We start from the raw sequence: 7,198 nt of genomic DNA, 5'->3' as shown, positions 1-7,198 counted from the left end.
AAGGGGGTCCCTTTTGCACGCCGATAGGGGGTTCCTTTTGGACGCCGATTGACAGAGGGAAACGACGCGAACCTCGCTCACACGCGAATTTCTCAGCTCCGGCGCAAGCTGCGGGCGTTCGGTGCCGACGTGAAGATCATCAACGAGCGCCGTCAAGGCTACCGACTGGAAGCATAGGGAGACAGCGACATGCCGGGAGTAGTGCCCCCTCCGTCCATCTCACGGGCCGAATTCGCGCAGATGCAGGAGGCGATTGCGCAGACGCCGCGCTTCATCGCACCCGACATCCTGACCGTCGACACGCTGCTGGTGACCTACCCGGCCAACCAGGCGCGTCGTGGGATGTATGCGCGGGTTAGCGACTATGGTGGCTATGTTGATCGGGTGCTGCGCTGCGACTATTTTGCCGATCTCGATTATCATCAATGGGTGCCGGTGCTGGCCGAGTACGGTCGCGCCATACAGTTGACTGGCGACATGACGCTGTTGCCGCTCAAGAGCCCGACCAGCGTCGTCCTGACCGGCACCTTGCCGCTCGGCGTAACGCGGAACGTGACCCTGTCGACCGCGAACGGCCGGCCGGGCGAGGTCAAGGAGATCAAGGCCGGCCTGACCAGCCTGCTCGGCACCCTGAACATCGCCGGCACCGGCCTTGGTAGCACAATCAGCCTCGCGCTAGGCGGTTACCAGAAATATGCGCTCGACAGCTCCGGCGGTGCGCTCGCCTGGCTGCGGCTGCTGTAGAAGCCGTTCCAACTATGCCCCCTCGGCTGTCGGCTTGTCGGAACGCAATATTGGTGCAAGTCATTGAAATTGCGCACAGCAGCCAACTTCCCAAGCTTACGACGAGGGTTCGATTCCCTTCACCCGCTCCACTATCGATCGCCGGAAATTGCCATCGACGCCTCCAGTCGCGATCCGGTGGTCGCTATCGAACACGTCGATGATCATGCTTGGGCCGCGCTGCCGTTCAGCGGTTCGCCGATGAAATTGGGTTCGACGCCGCTGTTTTTACAGCGCGCGACGACACCCGCCTCTCAACTGGTTGGCGACGCACCGCTCAGCCGCGCCTCGACCATCTTGATTTGCCGGTAGCGACGAGTCGGCATTCGCTCCTTTCACAGCGCGTACCTTTGTGATCGGTTACGATTGACAGGCTGCGAAAGCGCATGCGAGCAATAGTACCAGAGCATTACAAGAATGGCTCCTAGTAAGACCAATTCATGCGCCCTCTGCCGAACAGAGGTGTCGAACATTCGGGCCGAGCATCAGACAGGGAGGGAACGAGATGGCCTATCCGCCTCGAAACCGCAGCGTTTCGATGACGACGATCCGGCACGCACCCGCCGTGCTGGCCGCGCTGTCGCTCGCGACGCCGGCGGCGTCTCAGACCGCCGCCGATGTGCGCGCGGCGCTGACGCGGCTCGGCATACCCGCGACCCGGGTGACGGTCTCGCTCGCCTCCGCAACCGACGCACGGTACCGGATACAGATCGCGCGCGATCGCGTCACCGTCACCGCGTCTTCGCCGGTCGCGGCGATACGCGGGGTCACCGCAGCGCTCGCTGCGCAGGGCCGCTTTCATGCGTCATGGGAAGGGAGCCGCGTCGGTGCGCTCACCGGATTGTCACCCCAGGACAGCGGCTGGGTTGCCTCGCCGTTCGGTTTTCGGGCGTATCTGAATACCTGTACCTATGGGTACACGACACCGTGGTGGAATTGGACGCGCTGGGAACGCGAAATCGACCTGATGGCGATGCACGGTGTCGATATGCCCCTGGCAATGGAAGGCCAGGAGTACATCTGGCGCGCCTTGTGGCGCGAACAGGGGCTAAGCGGTGCGCAGGTGGACAGGCTTTTTGCCGGCGCGCCGTTCCTGCCGTGGGAGCGGATGGGCAATATGGCCGGCTATCGTGCGCCGCTGTCGACCAACTGGATTGAGAAGAAGCGCGTGTTGCAAAAGCGCATCCTCGCCCGGATGCGCGCGCTGGGCATGACGCCGATCCTGCCCGCCTTCGCCGGCTATGTCCCCGAGGCATTCGCCAAAGCGCACCCCGAAGCGCGCATCTACCGGATGCGCGAATGGGAAGGGTTCCCCGGCACCTATTGGCTCGATCCGTCCGATCCCCTCTTCGCCAAACTCGCGGCACGCTTCCTGAAACTCTACACCGCCGAATATGGCGCAGGCCGCTATTACCTGGCCGACGCGTTCAACGAGATGGTGCCGCCGATCGCCGACGACGGCAGCGACACCGCGCATGCCAGCTATGGTGACAGCACCGCGAATACCGCCGCCACCCCCGCCGCCGCCCTGCCGCGCACGGTGCGCGACGCGCGACTCGCCGCCTACGGCAAGCGCCTCTACGCGTCGATTGCCGAGGCGCAACCGGGCGCGACCTGGGTGATGCAGGGCTGGCTGTTCGGGGCGGACAAGGCGTTCTGGACGCGCGACGCGATCGCCGCCTTCTTGCGCGACGTGCCCGACCGGCGAATGCTGATCCTCGACATCGGCAACGATCGCTATCCGGGGATCTGGAAGCAGACTGACGGATTTGACGGCAAGGACTGGGTCTACGGCTACGTTCACAACTACGGGGGCAGCAATCCGGTGTACGGCGCGCCCGACTTCTACCGGCGCGATATCGCCGCGCTACTCGCCGATCCGCAGCGCGGGCAGGTGCGCGGGTTCGGGATGTTCCCGGAAGGATTGCACAACAACAGCCTTGCCTATGACTATGCGTTCGACGCGGCATGGCCGGGGGACGACATGGCGATGCGCCCGTGGTTGGCGCGGTACACGCGCGCGCGATACGGCAGCAGCGATCCGAGCCTGGTCGCGGCGTGGCAGGACGTCGTCGCCGGCGTCTATGACGTGCGCTACTGGACGCCGCGCTGGTGGAACCAGCGTGCGGGCGCGTACCTGTTCTTCAAGCGCCCCGCCGCCGATGCGCCCGGCTACCCCGCCAGTCCCGGCGACCGCGCCAAGGCGCGCGCGGGGATCGCGGGGCTATTGCGATTGGCGGCGCAGCACCGCGACAGCGCGCTGTTCCGCTACGATCTGGTCGATCTCGTGCGGCACGAGGCGACCCTCGCGCTCGACGAGCACCTGAAGACAGCGGTTGCGGCATATGAACGCGGCGACCTTGCAGCCGGCGACCGCGAGACGGCTCAGGGCACCGGTCTGGCAAAAGCGATCGACGCGCTGATCGGTGGGCAGCAGGAAACGCTCGCCACGTGGATCGACGATGCGCGCGCCTATGGTGATACGCCCGCCGAACAGCGCCGCTTCGAGGAAGATGCCAAAGCGCAGGTCACGATCTGGGGCGGCGCCGGACACCTCGGTGATTATGCCTCCAAGGCATGGGCGGGGTTATATGCCGATTATTACCTGCCGCGCTGGACGATGTATCTCGGCGAAGCGCGCGCCGCGGCGCTCGCCAAGCGGCCGGTCGACGATGCGGCGTTCCTGAAGCGCTTGCGCTCGTGGGAGGATCGCTGGGTCGCCGATGGTCGCCGCTACCGCACTGCCGCCCCCGCCGACACGATCGGGGCGGCGCGCGCGGTGATGGCGCAGGTGGCGCAGGTGGCGCAGCCATGAGCGCTCCGCCGCGTCCCGAGCGGTTCGCCTCGCTCGACATGTTTCGCGGCGCGACGATCTTCCTGATGATTGTCGTCAATACCGCGGGCGCGGGCCAGCCGTTCACGCAGCTCGTCCATGCGCCGTGGATCGGCTTCACGCTCGCCGATCTCGTCTACCCGTCGTTCCTGTTCGCGGTCGGCAATGCGATGAGCTTTGCGCTGACCCGGCCGATGCCGGATGGCGTGTTTCTGCGGCGAATCTTCAAGCGTGCGGCGCTGATCTTCCTGCTCGGCTTCCTGATGTACTGGTATCCGTTCGTCACGCATGCGGCGGACGGCACATGGGCGATCAAGCCGTTCGAAGAGACGCGCGTCACCGGCGTGCTGCAACGGATCGCGCTTTGCTATTTGCTCGCCGGATTGCTCGCACGGTACCTGTCGCCGCGCGGGTTGCTGGTCGCCGCGATCGGGCTGGTCGGCGCGCATTGGGCGATCCTCGTCGGCTTCAGCCCGCCGGGCGAGGCGTTCGGGCGCTATCGCAACGTCGGCACCTTGCTCGATCTGTGGCTGATTGGGCCGGAGCATCTGTACCGCAAGGATCACGGCTTCGATCCTGAGGGGCTGCTCGGCACCCTCCCCGCCACTGCCAACGTCATCGCGGGGTACCTGGCGGGCCTCGCGATTCAGCGCTGGGGGAAACATGCCGCGACGGTTGCGCGGATAGCGGCGATCGGCGCGGGTCTGGTCATCGCTGCGTTGCTGCTCGCGCCCGTGCTGCCGATCGCCAAGAAATTGTGGACCGGGTCATTCGTCCTGCTGACCGTCGGGCTCGATATGATCCTGCTCGGTGGCGTGATCGGCGCCGTCGAGGTGAAGGGCGTGCGCGTCGGGCGGGCCTTCCTGCAGATGCTCGGGCGCAATCCGCTGGCGATCTATCTGTTCTCGGAGTTGCTTGTCGTCACGATCGAGCTGATCCATGTCCGGCCCGGCGTCGGCCTGTATCGCTGGATCGGCGAGACATGGTTCCAGACGCTCGCGCCCGGTCCGGTCGGATCATTGCTGTGCGCGCTGGCCTATACGTTGGTGTGTTGCTGGTTCGGCCGCGCGCTCGACCGCAGGGGGATCATCCTGAAGGTGTGATGCCGCCCCGCATGGGCCGGGGCGGCATCACATCGGATTACAGGCGTAGCGAGCCTTCGAGGCCGATCGTGCGCGGCGGGTTGAAGTTCGCATAATCGCTCAGCGTCGCCGCATTGGCGGCCGAACGACGGTAGATATGCGTTTCGTTGAACAGGTTGCGCGTCCAGAGCGACAGCGTCACCTTCGTCCCGGCATCGTTGAGCGGCAGGTCGGCGAGCGCGAGGCGACCGTTGACGATGAAGCTCTTGTCGGTCTTCGTGGCCTCGTTCTGGAAGCTGTACACCGGGTCCGAGTAGTTCCCGTCGATGTGGAAGCGCGCCTTCGCCTCGCCGATCGCGACCGGCAGTTCATAGTCGAGCGATGCCGAAGCGGCGTTGCGCGGCGTGAACACCACGAACACCTTGGTCAACGCGTTATTCAGGAACGGGTTCGCGGTCGCAGGCACGTCGGTATACGTATAGGCGTAGCTGCCACCCAGCGTCAGCCCGTCGACCGGGTTGATCGTCAGATCGGCTTCCACGCCGCGGATCTTCGACTTGCCCGGGGCATTGCGCGTCTCCTCGGTGTGGAGGTTGAACGTCGGGCTGGTCGTGACGGTATCGACGTTGTCGAAGTCGATCTGCGTGCCGGTGCGATCCATGATATAGCCGGCCAGGTTCAGGCGGACGCGGTGATCGGCGAAGTCCATCTTCGAGCCGATCTCATACGACTTCACCACTTCCGGACCGAAGGCCGCGAAGGTCTGCGAACGGTCGTTGGCGCCGCCCGCGCGATAGCCGGTGGCGTATTTGGCGTAGAGGTGCACCGTATCCGTGGCGTCGATCGCGGCGGTGACCATCGGATCGAAGCGGCTGCGGTCGAACAGGAATTTGAAGTTGGTGGCCTTGTTCTGGACGATGAACAGCGTGCCGTCGCGCTTGTCCTTGGTGTAGCGACCACCGACCGTCAGGTGGAAGATGTCGAATGCATCCGGCGTGAACGTCGCCTGGGCAAAGGCGGCGTAGCTGTGCGCGGTCGCCTCGCTGCCGCGCTGCAGGAAGCGTGAGCCGACTGCCCAGCCCTGATTCCCGCTGGTGATCGTGCCGGTCACGATCGGGCTGAGGATCGTGTAGGCGGTGCCGTCAGCATTCCACTGATTGGTGCTCGGCGTCGCTGCCGATTCCTCGGCATGTTCCTGGAAGTAATAGAGGCCCGCGGTGTAATCGAGCTGCGGGATGCTGCCGACCGCCTGAAATTCCTGGCTGAATTGATGCTGGTCCATCCACGACAAGCTGTAGCGGCTGAACTTGCCGTTGGGGGTGAAGACGGTGCGGTGCGCGCCACCCGAATTGTCCCACTGGTCGGTACTGACGCCGCGCCACGCGGTGATCGAGCGCAGTTCCAGCGACGGGGCCACCTCCCATTTGATCGTCGACGACACGCCGTGCGTGCGGTCGGTGCTCAGCTGCTGCGGCACGCCGATGTCGGCGCGGGTCATGCGGCGGTCGCCCGCCACGACCACCAACGACGGGAGCGGGGCGATCGTGCCGGACGGCAGCTTGCCGCCGTTGGCGGTGATCTGCGCCGCGGTCGCAACCCGCAAGCCGGTCGGATTGTAATTGACCAGCTGGCTGTAGAACGGCGTATTCTCGTCCTTCGACTGGTCATAGGCGACCGTCACCGAGACGCCCGGCGCAGGCTTCCACAGCGCGGTCGCGCGGCCACCGATGCGGTTGTAGTAGTTCCAGCCGTAGCTACCCGGCAGCGGGTTGCTGACCGTCGCGTCCTGATGCTGGGTGACGCCGTCGAATTTCAGCGAGATGTTCGCGAACTCGGGCATGTTCACGTGAAACTGGCCGGTATAGGCGCCGTAATTGCCGTAACCCGCCGTCAGCGTGCCGCCATATTGGCCGGTCGGGGCGGCGGTGACGATCGACAGCGCGCCGCCTTCGGTGTTGCGGCCGAACAGCGTCCCTTGCGGCCCACGCAGCACCTCGATCCGCGCGACGTCGAACAGCGCGGCATTCAGGCCCTGCGAACGGCCCAGGTAGACGCCGTCGACATAGACGCCGACGCCCGTGTCACGCGCGGTTTGGTTCTGGTCGAACGGCACGATGCCGCGGATGCCGATCGTCAGCGCCGACTGACGCGCCTCGAAGGTGGCGACGCGCAGCGACGGAATCGCGCCATCACCCAGATCGAGCAGGCTCTGGATGTGACGATCCTTGATGACGGTCGGGTCGATCACCGAAATGGCGATCGGCGTCTTCTGCAGATTGGTTTCGCGGCGGGTCGCGGTGACGACGATATCGGTCAGCCCCTGCGCCTCCGAATTGCCGGTCGCGTTGGTCGTAGGATCGGCGGCGGCCGCGGGGGTGGCAGCCGGCGTTTCGGCGTGCGCGGCCAAAGGCAGCGTCAGTGCGGCAATTCCGGTGAGCAGACGCAGGCGCATCCGCAAAGCATTCGACATGTTGATTATCCCCTTTCGGCCAATCGGCCT

5 protein-coding genes are annotated in these 7,198 nt (G+C 65.3%); 4 read left to right on the top strand and 1 reads right to left on the bottom strand.

The window, feature by feature from the left end; genetic code table 11:
* Positions 1 to 201: 201 nt before the first annotated feature.
* The 4 genes from AADI75_RS11650 to AADI75_RS11635 all read left to right on the top strand — a co-directional run bounded on the left by AADI75_RS11650 (position 202) and on the right by AADI75_RS11635 (position 4,719).
* Complete coding sequence (locus tag AADI75_RS11650; protein WP_341209191.1) at positions 202 to 744, top strand: hypothetical protein; 543 nt, start codon at positions 202 to 204, stop codon at positions 742 to 744.
* Between the two features lie 63 nt (positions 745 to 807).
* Positions 808 to 1,095: a hypothetical protein gene (locus AADI75_RS11645; protein ID WP_341209190.1), complete on the top strand. Its 288-nt coding sequence runs from the start codon at positions 808 to 810 to the stop codon at positions 1,093 to 1,095.
* Positions 1,096 to 1,288: 193 nt separating this feature from the next.
* A complete protein-coding gene (locus AADI75_RS11640; RefSeq protein ID WP_341209189.1) occupies positions 1,289 to 3,598 on the top strand; it encodes an alpha-N-acetylglucosaminidase TIM-barrel domain-containing protein in 2,310 nt (769 codons plus the stop codon).
* Complete coding sequence (locus AADI75_RS11635; protein WP_341209188.1) at positions 3,595 to 4,719, top strand: heparan-alpha-glucosaminide N-acetyltransferase domain-containing protein; 1,125 nt, start codon at positions 3,595 to 3,597, stop codon at positions 4,717 to 4,719. The genes AADI75_RS11640 and AADI75_RS11635 overlap by 4 nt, the downstream gene beginning before the upstream one ends.
* A 37-nt stretch (positions 4,720 to 4,756) precedes the next feature.
* On the opposite strand, the gene AADI75_RS11630 is transcribed toward AADI75_RS11635, so the two are convergent.
* Entirely contained in the window at positions 4,757 to 7,168 is a 2,412-nt protein-coding gene (locus tag AADI75_RS11630; RefSeq protein ID WP_341209187.1) for a TonB-dependent receptor, read from the bottom strand.
* Positions 7,169 to 7,198: the final 30 nt, after the last annotated feature.

The sequence above is a fragment of the uncultured Sphingomonas sp. genome (assembly GCF_964021865.1).
Classification (GTDB): domain Bacteria; phylum Pseudomonadota; class Alphaproteobacteria; order Sphingomonadales; family Sphingomonadaceae; genus Sphingomonas.
Note: the sequence above shows the minus strand (reverse complement) of the source record. Positions and strands in the feature narration are given on the sequence as shown.

Coding starts and splice junctions, on each gene's coding strand:
- AADI75_RS11640 (WP_341209189.1), top strand. CDS start 1,289: ATGGCCTATCCGCCTCGAAACCGCAGCGTTTCGATGACGACGATCCGG.
- AADI75_RS11635 (WP_341209188.1), top strand. CDS start 3,595: ATGAGCGCTCCGCCGCGTCCCGAGCGGTTCGCCTCGCTCGACATGTTT.
- AADI75_RS11630 (WP_341209187.1), bottom strand. CDS start 7,168: ATGTCGAATGCTTTGCGGATGCGCCTGCGTCTGCTCACCGGAATTGCC.